The sequence below is a fragment of the Xanthobacter cornucopiae genome, from assembly GCF_043195065.2.
In the GTDB taxonomy this organism is placed as follows: Bacteria; Pseudomonadota; Alphaproteobacteria; order Rhizobiales; family Xanthobacteraceae; genus Xanthobacter.
In genome coordinates this window covers 1,114,402-1,134,380 of sequence record NZ_CM195531.1, presented here as the reverse complement: position 1 = coordinate 1,134,380, position 19,979 = coordinate 1,114,402, and the positions used below count along the sequence as shown (strand labels likewise).

Genomic DNA, 19,979 nt, shown 5'->3' with positions numbered 1-19,979 from the left:
GGCCGGGCGGCATGGCCCGGCGGCGGGCCGCGCCGCCGGGCCCCCGCTCAGGGGGCGGCGCCGACAGGGATGGCGTTGCCGTCCGGCTCCGGCAGGCCCACGGGCCAGGCGTGCGGCGGGCAGATGAAGAAGCGCTCGGTGCGGGCGTAAATCAGCAGGTCCGGCTTAAAGCGGGCCACATCCGTGAAGTTGAAGTCGCAGGTGCCGGTCACCGTGTGCGAGGCGTGCATCCAGGCCACCACGCTCACGTCGGCGTTCACGAACAGCCGCTGCCACAGGCCGGCGGTAAACGAATCCCCCAGGATCAGCACCCGCGCCCCGGTCGGCGCATAATCGCGGGCGACGGAACGGAACGCCGGGTGCGTGTTGTGGTGGATGAGGGCGGGATCGAGCCGCACATCACCGGCGCGATCCTTCAGGCGGATCCTGAAATTCTCCTCCTTCACATCCGGCGGCATGCGCATGGCGCGCAGCAGGTCTCCCCGGGCCATGGGTTCCAGCGGCCCCACCACCTCCGCCGCATTCACCTGCCAGCCGGGCTGCCCGGCCGCCACCATCACCGCGTTGAAGGCGAGCACCGCGCTGCGGGCGTTCCAATGGGTGTCGGTGAGCAGATAGCGCGGGCGCGGGCTGGCGCGCAGCACCTGCCGCAGGTCCACCGCGCGCACCCCTTCGGCCGCCAGCGCCTTGAGGGCGAGGTCGTATTCGGTGGTGGGATAAGCGAGAAGATCGGTCCAGGCCGGCAGCGCCTCCAGTTCCACCGACTGCGCGTTGGGCGGCAGCGCCACCACCACCTTGGTGCCGAGCGGCGCCAACTGGCGCTGCAGGACGCCGATCATGGTGACGAAGCGCGCCACTTCGGAGGCGCGCACCACGGCGCCGGCGGACTGCTCGGGCGTGCGCTCCACGCCCCAGAACAACTGGCCGTCGCGCCCGGCATAGATGGGATAGCTGTCCGGCGCGTCCAGGGCCGCGCGCAGCGTGCGGCGCAGCACCGGCAGGGTGGCGCGGAAGCCGAAATTGTCCTGCAGGAAGGCAGGCGCATTGCGCGCCATCACCTGCACCGTCTTCACCAGCCCCCAATCCGGTTCGAGGGGGGTGCGCACCTTCCACCCGCCGAGCGGATCGGGAATGAGGTTGGACGCCAGCAGCAGCAGGAAGAAGCCGGCCACCAGCAGGCCCAGACGACGACGATGACGCGCGAGCAGGGTCATGGTGCGCCCCTCAGAACCGGTAATAGAGGAACGGCGTGGGCACGGTTCCGCCCACCCAGATGACGCTCAGCAGCAGCAGCACGCCGATGAGGGCGAAATCCGCCGTGGTCGCCACCCGGCCCTCCCGCGACAGCAGCTTGAGGCGGGGCCAGCTGAAGAAGCCGATGAGCCCCCCCAGCACCAGGGCCAGGATCGAAAGGCTGTGCAGGCCGAAGCCCAGCGCCATGGAGGGCCGGTGAAAGCCGTTGAGCCCGAACAGACCGGAGAACAGGTCCAGGGCGCCCGGCAAGGTATCGGCCCGGAACCACACCCAGCCCAGCATCACCGCCACCACGGCATAAAGATGGGAGACGGCATCCGGGAGGCGCTTCAGCCAGCGGCCCAGGAACGCCCGCTCGATGATGAGGAAGGCGCCGTGGTGGGCGCCCCAGATGACGAAGTTCCAGCTTGCCCCATGCCACAGGCCACACAGCAGGAACACCGCCGACAGATTGAAATAGGTGCGCAGCGGCCCGCGCCTGTTGCCGCCCAGCGGAATGTAGAGATAGTCACGCAGGAAGGCGCTGAGGCTCATGTGCCAGCGCCGCCAGAAATCGGTGATGGACCGCGCGGTATAGGGCAGGCGGAAATTGCGCGGCAGGGCAAAGCCCACCATCACGCCCAGACCCACGGCCATGGTGGAATAACCGGCGAAATCGAAATAGATCTGCACCGTGTAGGCATAAAGCCCCAGCCACGCCTCGACGAAGGTGGGATGGGTGGTGGCATCGAACACCCCCACCACCAGCCGCGACACCTCGTCCGCGATCAGCACCTTCCAGGCGAGGCCGATGGCGAACAGCCGCGCCCCGGCGGAAAAGCGCCCCAGGGTGACGCGCCGCTCGGCCAGCTGCCGCGCCACTGTGGAATACCGCACGATGGGGCCCGCCACGAGCTGCGGGAACATGCACATGTAGAGCCCGAACTGGGCCGGGTCGGAATTGGCCTTCACCTTCCGCTTGTAGATGTCGGCAAGGTAAGAGACGGCGTGGAAAGAATAGAAGGAAATACCGAGCGGCAAGGCGATCTGCGGCACCGGCACCGCCAGATGGAGCGGCTCCAGAATCGCGTTCAAATTCTCCAAAAGGAAGCCGGTGTATTTGAACACGCCCAGCAGCACCAGATTGAAGACGACACCCAGCACCAGCACCCGCTTGCGCAGCGCCCCGTCGCGCCCATCAATGGCACGAGCAAGGAAGAAGTTCACGCAAACGGAAAAGAGAAGAATGAGGATGTGCGGCGTGTAGCCTGCAGCATAAAAGACCAGAGAAAAAGCCAGAAAGATATAGTTCCGCGTCGTTATCGTCTTCGCGGAAAAATAGGAGACGAGAAAGAGCGGAAGAAAATAGAACAGAAACTCGATCGACGCGAACGTCATGCGGCCGCCATCCCTGCACGGACAAGCCCGTTGCATGCCACCCTTTGCCCGGCGCCGCAACCCTTTGGCGCCGGCGCGCAGAGCCCGCGGCCGCGCGATGGCGCCTGGCCCCGGTGGCGCGGGTGTAGCCGCAGCCATCTTCGCGCCGTCCGCGAACGACTTGGCGGGCCCTGGCCCCGGGGTGCCGCGCACCATGGCCGCCGGCGGGAGAACCAGCCCTTGCCCGTTGCCCCGGCGGCGGGGCAAAGTATGCACCCCCGCCCGCTTTGGCCGGGTTGCGGAGAGCCGGTTCCCATGCGCATCGCCACCTGGAACGTCAATTCCATTCGCCAGCGGCTCGATCACGCCGTCGCGTGGCTGAAGGAGACGCGCCCGGACGTGGCGTGCCTGCAGGAGATCAAGTGCCAGACCGACGCCTTCCCCCGGGAGCCGTTCGAAGCGCTCGGCTACAATGTCTCAGTGCACGGCCAGAAGACCTTCAACGGAGTCGCCCTGCTGTCCAGGCTGCCGCTGGAGGATGTGACCCATGGCCTGGCCGGCGACGACGGCGACGAGCAGGCCCGCTTCATCGAGGCGGTGGTGTCGGTGAAAGGGGGCGTGGTGCGGGTGGCCTGCATCTACCTGCCCAACGGCAATCCGCCGGACACCGAGAAATATCCTTACAAGCTGGGCTTCATGGACCGCCTCACCCGCTTCGCCGCCGACCGGCTGAAGCTGGAGGAGCCGTTGATTCTGGCCGGCGACTTCAACGTCATCCCCGCCCCCATCGACGCCGCCGACCCGGCCGCCTGGGCCGGCGACGCGCTGTTCCTGCCGCGCACCCACCAGGCCTTCCGCACGCTGGTGAACCTCGGCCTCACCGATGCCGTGCGCGCCAGCACCGATGCCGCCCGCACCTTCACCTTCTGGGACTACCAGGCCGGTGCCTGGCAGCGTGACAACGGCATCCGCATCGACCATCTGCTGCTGTCGCCCCAGGCGGCCGACCGGCTGATCGCAACCGGCATCGACAAGCATGTGCGTGGGTGGGAGAAACCCTCCGACCATGTGCCCGTCTGGGCCGATTTCGCCATTGCCGCCTGAAGCGGCGCGCACCAGCATGCCCTCGCCCACCCCCTTGCTCGGCGGTTGCCTGTGCGGCACGGTGCGTTATCGGCTTGACCGGGTGAAAAGCGCCTATTGGTGCCATTGCACCCTGTGCCGGCGCGCCAGCGGCGCCAATGCCCTGCCCTGGGCCACGGTGGCGCGCGGCGACTTCCACCTGACCGCCGGCGTCCTCAAGACCCATGCCTCGTCGCCCGGCGTGGCGCGCGGCTTCTGCGCCGCCTGCGGCAGCCCCATCCTGTTCGACATGGCCGCCGAGGACGCGGTGGACGTCACCCTCGGCACGCTGGACGAACCCGACCGCCTGCGCCCCTCCCACCACATCTGGACCTCCACCGCCCTGGCCATGAGCGAGGGCCTCGGCGCCCACCTGCCCCGCTTTGCCGCGGAGCGCACCGGCGACGAAGCCGAACCGCCGCCCACAAGGACTTGAAAGGCCCCTGCGCCGGGCCACCAACCTGCGTTTGTGGCCAAGCTGCAACGTGACCATGGCCGCTATCCACGACGCCGCAATAGCGATTGCACGCCATGGATTGCACACTACAACATGCGGCATCTTTTGGTCGCAATCACCCGCCGCCTCGCATCCGGCGGCCGGATGACGGAGGCGATCGCTCTCACACGCAGGCGGCACAGATGGCGACCTATAGCGGCACTCCGGGCAACGACGAACTCAACGGCGGTGACGGCGATGATCTGGTCTTAGGCAAGGCTGGCGACGATTTCCTTAACGATACCGAAGGGAACGATATCCTCGACGGCGGAGCCGGCAACGACACCTTTGGGATTGGCCCGGGGCTCAACACCCTCATCGGGGGCGACGGCAAAGACGGGCTGTCGGTCTGGAGCAGCGACACACACTCGATTTTCAGCCAGAGCACATTCGACGGCGGCGACGGCTTTGACTGGTTCTACGCGAATTACGAAATGGGCACAGATGCCATCACTCTCCTTCCCGACAGCGCCGATGGGAGCGCTTTGGTCTTTGCCGTAAGACAAACCACCATCACCCTCACCAATGTGGAGAGTGTCACAATCTTCGGCGGCGACGCCGGCAACACGCTGACCGGGGGTGCCGGGGATGACGTTCTGTATGGCGGCGCCGCCCACGACACCCTGACCGGAGGCGCCGGGGATGACGTGCTGTATGGCGGCGACGCCGACGACGTGGTGAACGGCGGTGCAGGCAATGACAGCCTGACCGGTGGTTTGGGCAACGACCGACTGGATGGCGGAGATGGCGACGATTCCATCCGCAGCAGATTCTATTATCCGGTTGATGCCGGCAAGATCAGCGTGGAACGCGACATCATTGACGGTGGCGCGGGCAATGACGAGGCGTTGATTGATCTGAGCAATGAGCGCCACGACATCACCTTCACCTTGGACACCGCGCCCAATGCCGTCTCCGTGGTCCAAGTGGGCAGCGTATCCGGGATCTCGGTGAAAAATGTGGAGAACGTCGTTGTCTTTGGTGGTGACGGCGACGACACCCTGACGGGAGGCGACGGCGAAGACTGTTTGATGGGTGGCCGCGGCAGCGATACCCTTTCCGGCGGTGACGGTGACGATAGACTTGTTGCCGGCACGCTATATAGCGCGCCTGACAAGCAGAAGGGCGTCGACGTCCTTGATGGTGGCGCCGGTCGAGATATAGCTCAGTTCGACTTTTCTGCCGAGACCCGCGCCGTGACCTTCAGTTTCAAGGCGAAGATCGACGCGACCTCGACCGTTTTCATCGGCGGGGCCGTCGCGGCCCGCATGACTCGCGTCGAGAGGGTGGAGATCTCCGGCGGCCGGGGCGATGATGTGCTGATCACCGGGAGCGGCGACGATATCCTGGAGGGCGGCGCCGGCGGCAAGGACACATTGAACGGCGGCGCTGGCAACGACAAGGGCGTGCTCAACTTTTCCGCCATCAGCGCGGCGGTGACGTTTACCCTGGCCGACAATGGCGCCCTCTCGGTGGCCCGGATCGACGGGCGCACGTCATCCTCCCTGCGCAACATCGAAACCGCCTCGGTCACCGGCGGGGCGGGCAACGACGCCCTGATCGGCGCTGGCGGCAATGACTATTTCGATGGCGGCGATGGGGATGACGTGCTGACCGGCGCGGCGGGGCGCGACGTGCTGTCTGGCGACGCCGGCAACGACACCCTCATCGGCGGCGCAGACCGGGACCGCCTCTACGGCGGGGCCGGCAACGACATCTATGTGGTCGATGCCGGCGACATCGTCGGCGAGGACGCCTATCAAGGCGGCATCGACACCATCAAAACCGCGCTGGAGGCCTATGCCCTCCGCGCCAATTTTGAAAACCTCACCTACACCGGCGCCGCCGACTTCTCCGGCAAAGGCAACGGGCGGCACAACACGCTCACCGCCGGCGCCGGGCGCGACACGCTGGACGGTGCCGGCGGGAACGACACCCTCATCGGCGGCGCCGGGGCGGATGCGCTCACCGGCGGCAAGGGGGCGGACCTGTTCGTCTATGTGGACCTCGCCGACTCGACGGCAACGGCCACCGACGTGCTGGCGGACTTTTCCGCCGCTGCCGGGGATCGCATCGACCTGTCGCGGCTCGACGCCAACACCGCCGGCGGCACGAGCGACGATGCCTTCACCTTCATCGGCCGCTCCACCTTCTCCGGCACGGCCGGCGAGCTGCGGGCCAACGGCAGCTTCGTCCAGGCCGACACCGATGGCGACCGCATCGCCGACCTCACCATCCGCGTCACGGGCGGCGGCGCGTTGACGGCCAGCGCCTTCGTGCTGTGACTCCAGGCGGCTGAGCCCGGCCTCGCGCCGGAGCCCAGCCGCCGAAGCCGGCGCGCCAGCGGCCTGATCCCCCGCCAGCGCGCTTGAAGGCGACCAATGGCCCCCTCGCCCCGGACGAGGACGCGGCGCATGGACTGTCTCACCGGCCGGTCGGCCATGGAATGAGGCGCATGGTCCGCGCCGCCGGCCACCGCCCACGCCCCCGAACCGGCGACAGCCCAACCGACTCGCCCCCAGCCGCCCGCGCGCGCGCCGCTGGCAATACCGTGCGTCGCCGGCTCCACTCCAGCCTCCGCTACCTCCACCTCCTGCCGCTGCTGACTGAAAGGCAACAGGCGCATCACACCATGGAGCGCACGGGTGAATATGAATTGTCATCCCTCGTTCAGGTACATACATGCATGAAGCGGGTGCGATCGCATGTTCTGGATAACATCTGTTATCCCTAGACCTTGTGATTCTCTTACATGGGCGAGAGGTAGATTATGGCGACCTACTATGGTACCAATGGAAATGATGTCCTGACTGGTGGCAGCGGCGACGACTCCCTCTACGGCGGATACGGCAACGACCGCCTGAACGGCGGGGCGGGCGATGACCGGCTTGAAGACGGCACCGGCAACGACATCCTCGACGGCGGCACCGGTAACGACCTCGCCGTCCTCAATTATTATGACCGCGTCGAAGCGGTGACCTTCACTTTCTCGTCGGCCGGCACCTCCACGGTGCGCGTGGGCGGCGTGGCCACCACCCGGCTCACCAACATCGAAGCCGTCCACATCAATGGCGGATTCGGCAACGACATCCTGACCGGCGGCGCCGGCAACGACACCCTCAACGGCGGCACCGGCAACGACACCCTGAAGGGCGCGGCAGGCGACGACTCTATTTCCGGCGGTGACGGCGAGGACAAGCTCGACGGCGGCGCGGGCAACGACCAGATCTACGGCGGCTCCGGCAACGACCGCCTGGTGGGGGGCGCGGGCAACGACACCCTCAACGGCGGCGGCTCCTATTATCCCGGCACCTTCGGCATCGTCGAGCGGGACGTCATCGACGGCGGCGTCGGCTACGACCTGGCGATCCTCGACTATTCCTATGAGACCGCGGCCATCTCGTTCGCCCTCAAGTCCACGGCGGGCTCCACCTCCACCGTCTTGGTGGGCGGCGACGCGCGCACCACGGTCACCAATGTGGAAGCGGTGAACGTCTTCGGCGGCGCCGGCAACGACACCCTCACCGGCGGCAACGGCAACGACCTGCTGGTGGGTGGCGCCGGCGACGACCGGCTCACCGGCGGCGCGGGCAATGACGAACTCCACGCCAACACCGCCTGGCAGTTCGGCAGCACGACCGCCCTGCTGGAGCGCGACGTTCTGGACGGCGGCGCCGGCACCGACACCGCCTACCTGGATTTCTCCACCCAGACCAAAGCCGTGGTCTTCGCCCTCGACACCATGGCCGGCGCCACTTCCACCGCCACCGTCGGCGGCGTGTCGGCCACCACGGTGAAGAATGTCGAGGTGCTCAACATCGTCGGCGGGTCCGCTAACGACACCCTGACCGGCGGCAACGGCGGCGACACCCTCATCGGCGGCACCGGCAGCGACAAGCTGAACGGCGGCGCCGGCAACGACACCCTGATCGGCGGCGGCCTCTATTATGGCGGCATCTCCACCGCAATCGAGCGGGACGTCATCGACGGCGGCGCCGGCAACGATTATGCCGTTCTGGACTTCTCCGCCCAGACCAAGTCGGTGAACTTCGTCCTCAAGGCCAATGGCGCCACCTCGGTCGCCACCGTCGGCGGCAAGACGGCGACGTCGGTGACCAATGTGGAGAACATCTACATCTCCGGCGGACGCGGTAGCGACCTCATCACCACCGGCGCCGGCAACGACTTCATCTATGGCGGCGGCGGCACCGACGTCATCGACGGCGGCGCCGGCACCGACTACGCCGCCCTGGAGTTCTATGGCACCTCCCAGCCGGTGGTGTTCACCCTGAAGGAGAACGGCGCCAAGTCCATCGCCACCGTGGGCGGCAAGGCCACGTCCTCCGTGGTCAACATCGAAGCCATCGCCGTCAGCGGCGGCGACGGCAACGACACGCTGACCGGGGCCAAGAGAGACGACACCTTCTACGGCGCCGATGGCAACGACCGGCTCAACGGCGGCGCCGGCAACGACACCCTCTCGGGCGACGAGGGCAAGGACACGCTCACCGGCGGCGCCGGAGCGGATCTTCTGACCGGCGGCACCGGAGCGGACCTGTTCGTCTATACGGCCCTGTCCGACTCCACGTCGAAGCTGTTCGACACCATCTCGGACTTCTCCGTCACCGACCGCGACCGCATCGACCTGTCGCGGATCGACGCCAACAGCGGCGGCGGCACGAGCAACGACGCCTTCGTCTTCATCGGCTCTTCCGCCTTCTCCGGCACCGCCGGCGAGCTGCGCTACTCGGACAATCTGGTTCAGGCCGACACCAACGGCGACCGCATCGCCGATCTCACCATCAAGGTCGTCTCGTCGCAAAACCTCACGAGCGGCAACTTCGTGCTGTGAGGCAACATACGCCCCCGCGGCACCCGGGAGGGATCGCGGGGGCGTTTCCGACGCGGGCATGAAGGCAAAAAAGCCGCGAGGCCCGCCGAGGGCCCCGCGGCTTCATGATCGTCTGGCCAGTCGGCGGGGCGTCAGCGCTTCGCCGTCTTGAGCCAGTTTTCCAGATAGCTCAGCGCCATGGCGCGCTCGTCGGCGTTCGCCTCCGCGAACACTTCCTCGTGCAGTTCCACCACCCAATGATCTTCCGGACGGGCGGCAGCATCGCGCGCCAAGGTCAGCCACATCAGGCCCCGCGCGCCCTGGCGCGGCACGCCGTCCTCGCCCCGGAACAGCAGCTGCCCCAGCACCGCCTGGGCCTCGAACTGGCCCTTCTGGGCCGCCAGGGTCAGCCAGCGGCCGGCGTTGCGCGCGTCCTTCGGGCCGCCGACCCCCTCAAGATAGAGCTTGCCGAGGCGGTATTGCGCATCCGCGTCGCCGAAATAGGACGCGGCATAGGAATACATGTCGCGGGCGCGGGCCGGGTCCCGCTTCACACCGGCAGCCGGGATGCCGACCAGATAATAGCCGCCAAGGGCGACGAAGGCATTGGCCACGAAACGGGACTGGGCCGTTCCGGGGTAGTCGTCGGCATGGGAATTGGCGATCTTGCTGAAATAGCTGAACGCCTTGGCGTCGTCGCGCTTCACGCCGTCGCCGTCGGCATAGATGCGGCCGAGCTTCCATTGCGCCACCGCATGGCCTTGCGCGGCGGCATAGCCGAGCGCATCGAGGCCCTTCGCGGTCTGACCGGAGCGGAGCGCCTGGGCGCCGGTGCGGAACGCTTCGTCCACCGGGCGCGTGGCCGGCGCCAGCGGCACGTCCATCGGCGGCGTCAGCGGCTGCACGCTCGGCGGAGCCGTGGTGGTGGTGCCGTCGAACGCCTGGGCCGCCGGCGTGGCGAGGAGAAGCCCGGCCACGGCAGCCAGGGCCAGCCGCGCAGAACGCCCGCCGGTTGCCCGCCGCACGGGGGCGCCGGGGTGCCCCCTCAAGCTTGGTGAACGATCCGCACACATGATGGAGGTGTTATCGCCGCAGCCGGCGGCAATATCGGGGCCGAGGCAAGGCCGGTCCGAGGCCTCTCCGGGGCATCCACCCGCCGCGCTCCGCATTTCAAAGCTGTCTGCCGTCCAACGCGTGCGCATCCGACCCTACCTTCAACGCGGCGGTCGGAAACACCTTCCGAGCTACGCACTCCGCCCCGTCCCGGACTTTGGTGTCGGGGGGTTTTGTGGCGGGATCGCGGCGTTTGCGGCAGGCCGGCGGATGCTGGGATGGAAACGAGGGGGATGTGACTTTGCCGTCACATCGATCCCCTCGGAGACTCAGGAAGAGGCGCCGCGCCCACCATCGCGATTCACCATGATGTGCGCGCGACGGATGCTGGGTGTGGCCCGCGAGACACACCCGCGCGGCGGAAAGACGCCCGGAGCGGAGGGAAAGACCGATGGCAGGTCCACCGGCCCGCCTGGGTCAGGAGGCCGAGAGCTGGCCGATAGCGGCGCGGACCTTCTCCCGGCGCACCACATATTCGGCGCGCTTTTCGCGTTCCGCTTCAACCACCTCTTCCGGCGCGCGGGCAACGAAGCTCTCATTGGAAAGCTTGCCATCGATGCGGGCGATTTCCTGGTCGAGCTTGCTCTCCTCCTTCCTCAGGCGGACGAGCTCGGCGCCGAGGTCCACCACGCCCGCCAAAGGTAAAGCGGCGACCTCGCCACGGATCACCATCTGCACCGATTCCCCGGGCATCGCCTCTGTGACGGAGACGGCGCCGAGGCGCGCCAGGCGGCGGATCGCCTCGTCCCACTGGGCCGCGCGAGCGGCCGTCTCGGCACCCGGCTGCACCAGCACCAGCGGCACCTGGGCCGAGGCCGGGACATTCATTTCCGCCCGCACCGAGCGAATCTCGGTGATCAGATCCACCACCCAGCCGACCTCCGCCTCGGCATCTGGGGCCTCCAGGCCCGACAGGTCCGGCCAGGGCGCCAGCGCCAGCAGCCCGGCCCGGGCCGGTCCCTCCCGGCCGGTCTCCGCCCACAATTCCTCGGTGAGAAATGGCATGAACGGATGCAGCAGCCCCATGGCCACGTCGAGCACATAGGCGGTGGTGGCCCGGGTCTCGTCCTTGGCCGAGCCATCGGGACCCGACAGCAGCGGCTTGGCCAGTTCCAGGTGCCAATCGCAGAGCACGTTCCAGACGAACCGATAGACCGCGCCGGCGGCATCGTTGAAGCGATAGGCGAGAATCGCCTCGCTCACCTCCGCGCCGGCGCGCGCCGCCTCGCCGATGATCCAGCGGTTGAGCGTATTTTCGACCTTGGCGGGATCGAAGCCCTCCACCCGCACGCAGCCGTTCATCTGGGAGAAGCGGGCCGCATTCCAAAGCTTGGTCGCGAAATTGCGGTAGCCCTCGACACGGGACGTGGCGAGCTTGATGTCGCGCCCCTGGGCGGCCATGGCAGCAAGAGTGAAGCGCAGGGCATCGGCGCCGTACTTGTCGACGAGGTCCAGCGGGTCGATGACGTTGCCCTTGGACTTCGACATCTTCGCCCCCTTCTCGTCGCGGACGAGGGCATGGATGTAGATGTCCTTGAACGGCACCTCGCCGTCCATGAAATGGAGGCCCATCATCATCATGCGGGCCACCCAGAAGAAGATGATGTCGAAGCCGGTCACCAGCACGCTGGTGGGATAGAACTTCTTCAGCTCATCGGTCTCGTCGGGCCAGCCCATGGTGGAGAACGGCCACAAGGCCGAGGAAAACCAGGTGTCCAGCACGTCCTCGTCGCGGGTGAGGAACTGTGCGCGCCGGTCCGCGTCCTGGATCAGCGCCTCGGCCTCCTCCGGCGAGAGGCTTTCGTTGCCCACATTGTGCTTGAGCGCCAGCTCGAACGCCTCATCCTCGTCGAGCGCGACGAACACGTTGCCGAACGCGTCGTACCAGGCCGGAATCTGATGGCCCCACCACAGCTGGCGCGAGACGCACCAGGGCTGGATGTTCTCGAGCCATTCGAAATAGGTCTTCTCCCAATTCTTTGGCACGAACGTGGTGCGCCCCTCGCGCACGGCGGCGAGCGCCGGCTGGGCCAGGGTCTTGGCGTCCACATACCATTGGTCGGTCAGCCACGGCTCGATGACCACGTTGGAACGGTCGCCGTGCGGCACCATGTGGGTGTGCGGCTCGATCTTCTCCAGCAGTTCCAGGCCGGTGAGCAGTTCAACGATCTGCTTGCGCGCGGCGAACCGGTCGAGACCGTTGAGGTGCGCCAGGATGCCGGCGGCGTCTGGCGCGTCCACATAGGCCTCGGGCCGCGCGCCGTGATCGTCGCGGATGCCGGAGGTCTCGATGCGGGCCTCGGCATCGAGCACGTTGATCATCGGCAAGGCATGGCGCTTGCCCACCTCGAAATCGTTGAAATCGTGCGCCGGCGTGATCTTCACCGCGCCCGACCCCTTCTCCGGGTCCGAATAGGCGTCGGCGACGATGGGGATGCGCCGTCCCACCAGCGGCAGGATGACGTTCTTGCCCACCAGGTCCTGATAGCGCGGATCGTCCGGGTGCACGGCGACGGCGGAATCGCCCAGCATGGTCTCCGGCCGGGTGGTGGCGACGACGATGAAGCGGTCCTTTTCGCCCTCCACCGGGTAGCGCAGGTGCCAGAGGTGGCCCTTCACCTCCGTCGGCACCACTTCCAGGTCGGAAATGGCGGTGATCAGCTTGGGGTCCCAATTGACGAGGCGCTTGTCCTTGTAGATCAGCCCTTCGCGATAGAGCTGCACGAACACCTTGAGCACGGCGCGGGACAGGCCCTCGTCCATGGTGAAGCGCTCCCGCGACCAGTCGCAGGATGCGCCGAGGCGCTTCAGCTGGCCGACGATGGTGCCGCCCGATTCGGCTTTCCACGCCCACACCTTCTCGATGAAGGCGGCGCGGCCCATGTCACGGCGGCCCGGAAGCTTCTGGGTGGCGAGTTGGCGCTCCACCACCATCTGGGTGGCGATGCCGGCATGGTCGGTGCCCGGCTGCCACAGCACGTCCTTGCCGCGCATCCGCTCGAAGCGGGCAAGGATATCCTGCAGCGTGTTGTTGAGCGCATGGCCCATGTGCAGGGAGCCGGTCACGTTCGGCGGCGGAATGACGATGGAGAAGCCCGGCTGGTCCTTGCGCTCCGGCCGGCCGCTGCGGAAGGCGCCGGCCTGTTCCCATGCGGCGGCGATACGGGCCTCGACGGATGCGGGATCGAACACTTTTTCGAGCATGGGTCAGCTCCATCGTCACGACGTCCCGCCCGCGCGGGCGTTGGCCCGACGGCACCGGCATCCGTCGCGCTTGGGACAAGATGGGTTTCGATGGGGGTTAAAGCCGCACGGCGAAGAAAAGGTCAACCGCCCAGCGCGTCGGGAGCCGCCAGGACGCGTCCACCCGCACCAGCCAGGGGACGGGATCCGGTCCTCAGCGCAGCGTGCTGGTGACGCGCTCGATCTCGGCGCGAACGAGGCGCTCCACGATGCCCGCGAGATTCTGGTCCAGCCACTCCTTGAGCATCGGCCGCAGGATCTCCTTCACCAGATCCTCCACCGTCCGCTCCTGCTGCGGCAGCACCAAGTCGCCCAGCGACTTGAAGGCCGCGGCGACCGCCACGTCCACTGCGGGTGACAGCAGGTCCTTGCGCGGCAAGGCGGCGCGCCACTCCCCCGCGACCACGGCCGCCGCCGGCTGCGGCGCATCCGCTACCGGCTCCGAACGCCGCGCGGGGCGCTCCACCCGCGGCGGCTCTACCCGCGTCTCCCGTTCGACCGCTGGAAGCGCGGCCGGCTCGACACGGGCCGCCGGCTGCGGCCTCACCGGCGGCAAATCCGCCACCGGCCTCGGATCGGGCCGCTGCGGCACGGCCTCATAAGCGATCGGGGCGTCAGCCCCGCCACGCTGAAGCGCGCTGCCGCGCTCCCCCGCCGAATCGGAGGGCGCCGCATGGTCGAGGCCACCTCCGTTCAGCTCGGCGTCCCGCGCCGGACTGTCGTGGTCCGCGACCTCATCCCATGAGCGGCGCGGTGTGGCCGCGCGAACCGGGGCGCGCGGCGCGCCCCCCCCGCCAGTGGCACGACCCTCCTGGCGTCCCTCTGGCCGCAGGCCGGTGCGCCCGAGGGACGCGGGCGGCGGCGCCTGGACCGCACGCCCGATCCGCTCCTCGTCATACTCAAAGTCGGCGAAGCGGTCGTCCGGCGGCGGGGCAACAGGCTGGCGCCGCTCGCCACCCGCCGGGCGCCCATAACGCGGGTCGTCGCGTCCGGGCTCCTGCGCATCGAACGATGGAACACCCTGGTCCGGCTCCCGCCCGTAGGCGCGCTGCTGCGGCGTCGCCGCGCTCCGCTCCCCGGCTGGCCCCGCCGGACGCTGGCCATAGCCCGCCACCGGACGGCGGGCAGGCGGCACCGGGCGGAGCGGCTCCAGGGGCAGATCAGCCCGACCGGGCTCATCATCGGCGATGATGCGACGGATCGAGTCGAGAATCTCCTCCATCGACGGCTCTTGCGCCTTCGGGCTAGCAGGCATGTCGCGACCTCGACCACAATCGGCGAGCACGAACCAGACCACGGCGCGCACCCGACACCAGAATCACCAACAACCGGAAGTATGACACCCACGCTCCACGCGGGGCCAGGGGCCAGCCCGCCGCCGTCCCCTTATTTGCCATCGGGCGTGCGCACGCCGACCCAGCTGTCGCGGACCTGATTGTAGTGCACGGCCGGATTGTACACGTTCACCTTCAGCTTCAGCGAGCCCGCATCCATCTTGCCGATGATGGAGATCAGGGAATAGGCCGCCACCACCCGGTCGCGCTGCGCCACCACCAGCGCCGAGCGCGAGTTGGTGAGGTCGCGCTGTGCATTCAACACGTCGGTGGTGGTGCGCTGGCCCACGCGCCATTCCTCACGCACGCCCTCCAGCGCCAGCGTATTGGCGGCGACCGCCGCCTGCGCGGCCTGAATCTGAGCCTTGGACGCCTCCAGGGCACCCCAATATTGCACCGCCTGGGAGCGGATGGCATCGCGATTGATGTCCACCTCGATCCGCGTCTGGCTGAGCAATTCCTTCGCCTGACGGATGTTCGCGTACTCCGCGCCACCCTGGTAGATCGGCACCGTCAGGTTGAGAGCCACCGCCGCCGCGCCCTGTGACTGCACCGACAACGAGGTGTCGTTAGCCTGCGAGAGCTGGCCCTGCAGCGCCAGATTCGGCATCAGGGCGCCCTCGGCGACCTTGACCTGGAACACGGCGGCATCCACCGCGAACTCCGAGGCCTTCACCGCCGGATGGGTCCCCAGACCCGAGGAGATGACCTTTCCCAGGGTAGAGGGAATCATCCACTCGATGGACTTCGGCGTGGTGAGGGTGCCCGGCTCGACGCCGATCACCTGCCGATACACGGCGCGGGCCGACGAGAGGTTGGCCACCGCCTGGCTCACCTGATACTGGGCATCGGCGACGCGCGCCTCCGCCTGGGCCACGTCGGTGCGAGTCACCTCGCCCACGTTGAACCGGTCACGGGTGGCGCGCAATTCCTGCTCGAGGGCGGCAAGGTTCTGCCGCTGCAGATCCAGCAGGGCGATCGCCTGGATCACATTCATATACGCGGTCACGCCGTCCAGCAGCACCGTCTGCTCGGTGTTGCGCAGGGTTTCCCGCGAGCCGCGCACCTGGGATTCGGCGCTGAGCGTCGTGTTGCCGGTGACGAAGCCGTTGAAAATGGTCTGGGTGGCGGTCAGGGCGAAGGTGCGGGTCCACACGTTGCCGCTGGAAATGGCGCCCGACACGTTCTGGCGCTGCGCCTCCGGCCCGGCGGAGACGCTGCCCGACAAGGTCGGACGGTAGCCGGACAGGGCCTTCGACACATTCTCATCGGTGGCGCGAGTGCCGGCGCGCTGGGCGTTGAGCGTGGGATTGTTCACATAGGCGGCTGCGAGCGCCGCATCGAGCGGCTGAGCGCCCGCCACGGTGACAGACAGCGCGATGCCCCCGAACCCCGCCAGGAAAGCGAATACGTTTCGGCGAATGCTCGTCGCAAGCGACATCTACGATCTCCTGGACCCGGCACGGCACGCCACCCGATGCGCCCAGCGCACCCGCCGCACGGTAACGAAGTGGCAACATATCCGCAGGGCGGGAGAGACGAAACCGAACGGTTCGATTCCCCCGTCGCTTTTCGGATTACCGCGGCAAACGGGCCACAGGGGGGTCAGAACCTGAAGCGTGGCGCGGCTTCAAAGCCGGAGAAGGGCGGCACGGCGGCGTTGAAGGCCACCCGCTCGCTCACCGCACCCGCCACCTTGGTGAAGAGGCTGGCACGCCCGGCGCCGCCGCGGCCGACCACCGCCACGAGTCGCCCCCCCTCCTTGAGCTGGGCGAACAGCCGGTCGGGAATCACCTCCACCGCGCCCTCGATCAGGATGAGGTCGTAATCGGCTTCCGCCGGCCAGCCGGCCACCAGCGGGCCCTGCATCACCGCCACGTTGCCCACGCCGAGCCCGGCCAGGGTCTTGGTGGCGGCGGCGGCAAGCTCCGGATCCTCCTCCAGCGCCACCACCTGCTGGGCCAGGCGGGCGAGCACCGCCGCGCCATAACCCGTACCGGCGCCGACATCGAGCACGTGATCCTTCTCGCTCACGTCGGCAAGCTGGATCAGCCGGGCCAGGATCATCGGCTCCATGAGGTAGCGGGCCGGCGCCTGCCCCTCGGCGGGGCGGATCACCAGATCGTCGTCGATATAGGCCAGGGACCTCAGCGCCGCCGGAACGAACGTCTCGCGCGGGATCTCGAGCATGGCGGCGACGAGGCGATGGTCCGTCACGTCGTTGGTGCGGACCTGCCCGTCCACCATGCCGCGGCGAAGCTCGACGAAATCGATCATGTCTTCCCTCCGGACCACTACGCCCGGGCGCCTTGGCGGGCCGGCCCGGCGGGTCAACTCGGCTTCAAGAGCCACATTGCCGCCCCGTTTGCAAGGCGCCAGAGGGCTTGCCGGCAGGTGCCCCTCCCTCCGGCTCGCTCCTGTGGCGACCGGAGGCCGTGGCAGCGCGTCGCACCGGGCGGCTCGGGCCTTGTGCTGACCGATTTCAGCCGCACCATCCTCCACCGCCAGCCACCGACCGGAGCCCCCGATGACGCGCCCCCCCTCTCCCACCAGCATCGCCGTCTCCGAGCCCGGCCCGCTGGCGCCGTCCGAGGAGGCGGTGCGCGATCTCGTCCACTCCTTCTACGAGGCGGTGCAGGCCGATCCCCTCATCGGCCCGGTGTTCGCCGCCCGCATCGCGCCCGACGCGTGGCCGGCGCATCTCGCCAAGATGTGCGACTTCTGGTCGTCGGTTCTGCTGAAGACCAAGCGCTACGACGGCCGCCCCTTGCCGCCGCACCTCACGCTCGGACCGATGAGCGATGCGCATTTCGCCCGCTGGCTCACCCTGTTCCGCCCGGTGGCGCGACGCGTGCTGGAGCCCGAGGCGGCGCTGCGCGCCATCGCCCACGCCGAGCGCATGGCCTACAGCTTCCGGCTCGGCCTCGCCGTGCACCGCGGCGAAGACAGCACCCGCATCGCGCCCCTTCCGGAAGAAGCCTGACGCCTCCTGTTCATAACGGACCGAATGAACGGACGGCACGGCTTGCGCCCTCACGGCGAACACCGTATGAAGCGCACCTCGTGAGGCCACGTGGCGGAGTGGTTACGCAGCGGACTGCAAATCCGTGTACGGGGGTTCGATTCCCTCCGTGGCCTCCATTCAGGCGCAACGCGCAGAGAGCCGCCCGGCGCTTCAGGCACGGCCAGGGCAGGCCTCATCCAAGACATGATCCAGCGGCCGCATCGCGATGCCATCACGCGCGCCGCTGCCGTCCCGGGGCTTGCCGCCGCCGGTTGACGGGCCATCGTCAATTGACTCGCCACGACCATGGCGCTTGAACAGCGCGCACGCGGCCGGCGCCTCGCCCGCCGCTGGAGAACCGCATGAACGCCAAACCGGTCCCCCCGTCGCGGGAGCCCGTGAGCAATGAGGAGACGGTGTCGATCCTGCGCCGGCTCCTGCTCTCGGACGGCAAGCGACACTGGAAGGGCTACGCCCTCGCCTTCTCCTTCATGGCCCTGATGGGCGCGTGCACCGCGACCCTCGCCTATCTGATGAGGGACGCCGTCAACGCCATCTTCATCCAGCCCACGCCCGAGGCGGTCTGGCTGGTTTCGGGGGCGGTCATGGTGCTGTCCATCGTCAAGGGCGCCTCCGCCTACGGGCAGACCATCACCATGGCGCGGGTCGGCAACCGCATCGTCGCCGACAATCAGAAGCGCGCCTTCAACAAGCTGATGCAGCAGGATGTCTCCTACTTCGCCACCCGGCACACGGCGGAGGTATCCTCCCGCTTCAACGCCGGCGCCAACGGCGCGCGCGGCACGCTGGACCTCGTCATCTCGTCCATCGGCCGCGACCTGCTCTCGCTTTTGATGCTGGCGGGCGTGGCCATCGTGCAGGACCCGTTCCTGGCCCTCATCGCCCTGGTGGTGATGCCGGTGGCGGTGTTCGGCACGCGCAAGCTCATCCGCCGCGCCAAGGGGCTGTTCACCACCGGCTTCAAGTCCGGGGTGAAGCTGTCCTCCATCGCGCTGGAGGTGTTCCAGGGCATCCGCACGGTGAAGGCCTACACGCTGGAACCGGTGATGCGGACCCGGACCGAGGCGTATATCGACGACGTGGAGCGCAACGCCAACCGGCTGGTGCGCACCCAGGCGAAATCCAGCCCGCTCATGGAGACGCTGGGCGGCCTGGCCATCGGCGGCGTCATTCTCTACGCCGGCTACAACGTGATCGTGGTGGGCAAGTCGCCGGGCGAGTTCTTCTCGGTGCTCACCGCGCTGCTGCTCGCCTATGAGCCGGCCAAGCGCCTCGCCCGCCTGCATGTGGATCTCGTGACCCACCTGATGGGCGCGCGAATGCTGTTCGACCTGCTCGATTCGAAAGCCCCGGAGGAAGAGGCGCCCGGCGTGCCCGACCTGCCGCGCCCGCGCGGACGGGTGGAGCTCGACGGCGTGGTGTTCGGCTATCGGCCCGGCGAACCGGTGCTGCGTGGCCTGGATCTCATCGCCGAGCCCGGCCAGACCACGGCGCTGGTGGGGCAATCGGGCGGCGGCAAGACCACCGTCATCAACCTCATCGAACGTTTCTACGATCCCCAGGCGGGCGCCGTGCGGTTCGACGGCGTGGACACCCGCGGCGTCACCCGCCGCTCGGTGCGGGGCGCGGTGGCGCTGGTGAGCCAGGATGTCTACCTGTTCTCCGGCACCATCCGCGACAACATCGGCTACGGCCGGCCCGGAGCCACCGAGGAGGACATCGTGGCGGCGGCCCGCGCCGCCCATGCCCACGACTTCATCATGGGCTTCGAGGACGGCTACGGCGCCCGCGTGGGCGAGCACGGGGCCCAGCTCTCGGGCGGCCAGCGCCAGCGCATCGCCATCGCCCGCGCCTTCCTGAAGGACGCGCCGATCCTGCTGCTGGACGAAGCCACTGCCGCCCTGGACAGCGAGTCGGAAGCCGAGGTGCAGAAGGCGCTCAATGAACTGCAGCACCAGCGCACCACCATCGTCATCGCCCACCGCCTGCAGACGGTGGTCCGCGCCGACAAGATCTGCGTGATCGACGGCGGGCGGGTGGTAGAATCGGGCACCCACGAGGAGCTGCTGGCCAAGCGCGGCCGCTACTACGGATTCTATCATCTCCAGTTCGCCCACGAGCAACATGGGCCGGGTGGGGACGAACCACCGGAAACGCTTCTGCGGGCTTGATTTCAAGGGCATCCGCGACGCCTCCGGCGGGGCG

13 protein-coding genes and 1 tRNA gene are annotated in these 19,979 nt (G+C 68.1%); 7 read left to right on the top strand and 7 right to left on the bottom strand.

Annotated features, from left to right (window positions below; all coding sequences use genetic code 11):
• Positions 1–47: 47 nt before the first annotated feature.
• Together V5F53_RS05060 and V5F53_RS05055 are read right to left on the bottom strand one after the other, a co-directional pair.
• A complete protein-coding gene (locus V5F53_RS05060) occupies positions 48–1,214 on the bottom strand; it encodes an alginate O-acetyltransferase AlgX-related protein (protein ID WP_393998451.1) in 1,167 nt (388 codons plus the stop codon).
• Between the two features lie 10 nt (positions 1,215–1,224).
• A complete protein-coding gene (locus tag V5F53_RS05055) occupies positions 1,225–2,631 on the bottom strand; it encodes an MBOAT family O-acyltransferase (protein WP_393998452.1) in 1,407 nt (468 codons plus the stop codon).
• A gap of 294 nt (positions 2,632–2,925) precedes the next feature.
• Between V5F53_RS05055 and xth the strand changes: the two genes are divergently transcribed.
• The 4 genes from xth (at position 2,926) to V5F53_RS05035 (ending at position 9,080) form a co-directional block, all read left to right on the top strand.
• On the top strand, positions 2,926–3,714 hold the full coding sequence (gene xth, locus V5F53_RS05050) for an exodeoxyribonuclease III (RefSeq protein ID WP_393998453.1): 789 nt from the start codon (positions 2,926–2,928) through the stop codon (positions 3,712–3,714).
• 16 nt (positions 3,715–3,730) lie between these two features.
• Positions 3,731–4,168 (top strand): GFA family protein, encoded by a 438-nt coding sequence (locus V5F53_RS05045; protein WP_393998454.1) that lies wholly within the window; start codon positions 3,731–3,733, stop codon positions 4,166–4,168.
• A 203-nt stretch (positions 4,169–4,371) separates the two neighbouring features.
• The gene (locus V5F53_RS05040; protein WP_393998455.1) at positions 4,372–6,513 is read left to right on the top strand and encodes a calcium-binding protein; all 2,142 of its coding nucleotides are present in this window, start codon (positions 4,372–4,374) and stop codon (positions 6,511–6,513) included.
• Between the two features lie 485 nt (positions 6,514–6,998).
• On the top strand, positions 6,999–9,080 hold the full coding sequence (locus V5F53_RS05035; RefSeq protein WP_393998456.1) for a calcium-binding protein: 2,082 nt from the start codon (positions 6,999–7,001) through the stop codon (positions 9,078–9,080).
• A gap of 131 nt (positions 9,081–9,211) precedes the next feature.
• Here the strand turns inward: V5F53_RS05035 and V5F53_RS05030 are convergent, their stop codons facing one another.
• The 5 genes from V5F53_RS05030 to V5F53_RS05010 form a co-directional block, all read right to left on the bottom strand.
• Complete coding sequence (locus V5F53_RS05030; protein ID WP_393998457.1) at positions 9,212–10,036, bottom strand: tetratricopeptide repeat protein; 825 nt, start codon at positions 10,034–10,036, stop codon at positions 9,212–9,214.
• Between the two features lie 553 nt (positions 10,037–10,589).
• Positions 10,590–13,376 carry a valine--tRNA ligase gene (locus V5F53_RS05025; RefSeq protein ID WP_393998458.1) on the bottom strand — a complete coding sequence of 929 codons (2,787 nt, stop codon included), beginning with the start codon at positions 13,374–13,376 and terminating at the stop codon, positions 10,590–10,592.
• A 193-nt stretch (positions 13,377–13,569) separates the two neighbouring features.
• Positions 13,570–14,637 (bottom strand): PopZ family protein, encoded by a 1,068-nt coding sequence (locus tag V5F53_RS05020; protein WP_393998459.1) that lies wholly within the window; start codon positions 14,635–14,637, stop codon positions 13,570–13,572.
• Between the two features lie 164 nt (positions 14,638–14,801).
• Positions 14,802–16,190 carry a TolC family outer membrane protein gene (locus tag V5F53_RS05015; RefSeq protein ID WP_393998460.1) on the bottom strand — a complete coding sequence of 463 codons (1,389 nt, stop codon included), beginning with the start codon at positions 16,188–16,190 and terminating at the stop codon, positions 14,802–14,804.
• A 164-nt stretch (positions 16,191–16,354) separates the two neighbouring features.
• Positions 16,355–17,026: a protein-L-isoaspartate O-methyltransferase family protein gene (locus tag V5F53_RS05010; protein WP_393998461.1), complete on the bottom strand. Its 672-nt coding sequence runs from the start codon at positions 17,024–17,026 to the stop codon at positions 16,355–16,357.
• A 250-nt stretch (positions 17,027–17,276) separates the two neighbouring features.
• On the opposite strand from V5F53_RS05010, the gene V5F53_RS05005 reads away from it, so the two are divergent.
• The 3 genes from V5F53_RS05005 (at position 17,277) to V5F53_RS04995 (ending at position 19,945) form a co-directional block, all read left to right on the top strand.
• Positions 17,277–17,732, top strand: a complete 456-nt coding sequence (locus tag V5F53_RS05005; protein ID WP_393998462.1) for a group III truncated hemoglobin — start codon at positions 17,277–17,279, stop codon at positions 17,730–17,732.
• Between the two features lie 84 nt (positions 17,733–17,816).
• Positions 17,817–17,890 (top strand) — tRNA-Cys (locus V5F53_RS05000).
• 261 nt (positions 17,891–18,151) lie between these two features.
• Positions 18,152–19,945, top strand: a complete 1,794-nt coding sequence (locus V5F53_RS04995; protein ID WP_509212934.1) for an ABC transporter transmembrane domain-containing protein — start codon at positions 18,152–18,154, stop codon at positions 19,943–19,945.
• Positions 19,946–19,979 lie beyond the last annotated feature (34 nt).

Coding starts and splice junctions, on each gene's coding strand:
- xth (WP_393998453.1), top strand. CDS start 2,926: ATGCGCATCGCCACCTGGAACGTCAATTCCATTCGCCAGCGGCTCGAT.
- V5F53_RS05035 (WP_393998456.1), top strand. CDS start 6,999: ATGGCGACCTACTATGGTACCAATGGAAATGATGTCCTGACTGGTGGC.
- V5F53_RS05005 (WP_393998462.1), top strand. CDS start 17,277: ATGACGCGCCCCCCCTCTCCCACCAGCATCGCCGTCTCCGAGCCCGGC.
- V5F53_RS05040 (WP_393998455.1), top strand. CDS start 4,372: ATGGCGACCTATAGCGGCACTCCGGGCAACGACGAACTCAACGGCGGT.
- V5F53_RS05025 (WP_393998458.1), bottom strand. CDS start 13,376: ATGCTCGAAAAAGTGTTCGATCCCGCATCCGTCGAGGCCCGTATCGCC.
- V5F53_RS05060 (WP_393998451.1), bottom strand. CDS start 1,214: ATGACCCTGCTCGCGCGTCATCGTCGTCGTCTGGGCCTGCTGGTGGCC.
- V5F53_RS05015 (WP_393998460.1), bottom strand. CDS start 16,190: ATGTCGCTTGCGACGAGCATTCGCCGAAACGTATTCGCTTTCCTGGCG.
- V5F53_RS05055 (WP_393998452.1), bottom strand. CDS start 2,631: ATGACGTTCGCGTCGATCGAGTTTCTGTTCTATTTTCTTCCGCTCTTT.
- V5F53_RS05045 (WP_393998454.1), top strand. CDS start 3,731: ATGCCCTCGCCCACCCCCTTGCTCGGCGGTTGCCTGTGCGGCACGGTG.
- V5F53_RS05010 (WP_393998461.1), bottom strand. CDS start 17,026: ATGATCGATTTCGTCGAGCTTCGCCGCGGCATGGTGGACGGGCAGGTC.
- V5F53_RS05020 (WP_393998459.1), bottom strand. CDS start 14,637: ATGGAGGAGATTCTCGACTCGATCCGTCGCATCATCGCCGATGATGAG.